The organism is Aliidiomarina taiwanensis, assembly GCF_003987015.1.
GTDB classification, from domain to species: Bacteria; Pseudomonadota; Gammaproteobacteria; order Enterobacterales; family Alteromonadaceae; genus Aliidiomarina; species Aliidiomarina taiwanensis.
Window position 1 is genome coordinate 1 of record NZ_PIPQ01000027.1, and the last position, 982, is coordinate 982.

Sequence of the window (982 nt, forward strand, 5' to 3'; positions counted from 1 at the left end):
CGCAGTACACGAGACTGGAGACCTGCTGGCGATGTGGCGTTAAACCCGTCCTCGCTGGAGGAAATTAAGCGCAATAAAGCGGTTGCTTAGAACAAACTTTTTGGACAACTCGGTTGAAAAACACCGCAAAAGCGGTATAACTTTCATGACCTTTGTTTAAGTTTAATAAGTCAATTAAATCGGTCTCACTATCGCAGCTTTCCAGCAGATACACTTGATCCTCGATTGGAATAAGACTTTTCCTGTTTAATATTCGAGTATTTAAATGAAGATTAGCATACAGCTCTACATAGGCAGCCACCGTATAGGCTTGTAGCTCATTGATAAACAGATTTATTTTTGAACGGTCATGGTTGGAAAAAGAATGTACATGCCAACCTTCATGGACACTGGTAGCTAACATACGCCCGAAGTTATTTTGAATGGTTTGTCGCTCTGTTTCGACCGTTGCGTTGTTAGAGCCCACATCCATAATTGGTCTCAGTGTCGATTCACTTACATAAAAATATATACATTGATTAGTACTCTTAGACTTATCGAAACCTTTGTTCCCTTGTACAAAGTAAAAGCACCAGTTATGAGAGAGTATCCAAGTAGCTCTGTTGTCATTCACTAGTCCCGTAAATATGGTTTCAACCATTGGCAGTAGGCTAGTACTAAACTTCTCAACTTCTTCAGCTTCGAATCCGCAATCAAACTTCATAGAAATGTAAGTTGGACTCGTAATTTCTCTAGACTCACAAAATTTGAAACGTTCTTTGTTTAAAACGTTGTGTCTACTTTTCGTATAAGTAGTATCAGAAATGAAAGAGTCATTCCTAGATTCAACTAATAACTGCAACACTCGCTCTGCGCGTACTGCAATTGCTCTTTAAAAATTACATCTGGTTGCTTAAACCCTAGTACCTTACGCGGCCTGAGATTTATACGCTGCTGTATTTTGGTCAGCATCTCGTTGGTCAATATCCGTAAGTTGCAGCCT

The 982-nt window shown here is 39.7% G+C and carries 1 protein-coding gene and 1 pseudogene; both read right to left on the reverse strand.

What is annotated here, in order from left to right:
* Window positions 1–64: 64 nt before the first annotated feature.
* The gene (locus CWE15_RS11915) at window positions 65–844 is read right to left on the reverse strand and encodes a hypothetical protein (RefSeq protein WP_157980767.1); all 780 of its coding nucleotides are present in this window, start codon (window positions 842–844) and stop codon (window positions 65–67) included.
* Window positions 829–982 (reverse strand): annotated as a pseudogene (locus CWE15_RS12220) (IS30 family transposase); the annotation flags it as partial. The gene CWE15_RS11915 and the pseudogene CWE15_RS12220, both read right to left, overlap by 16 nt.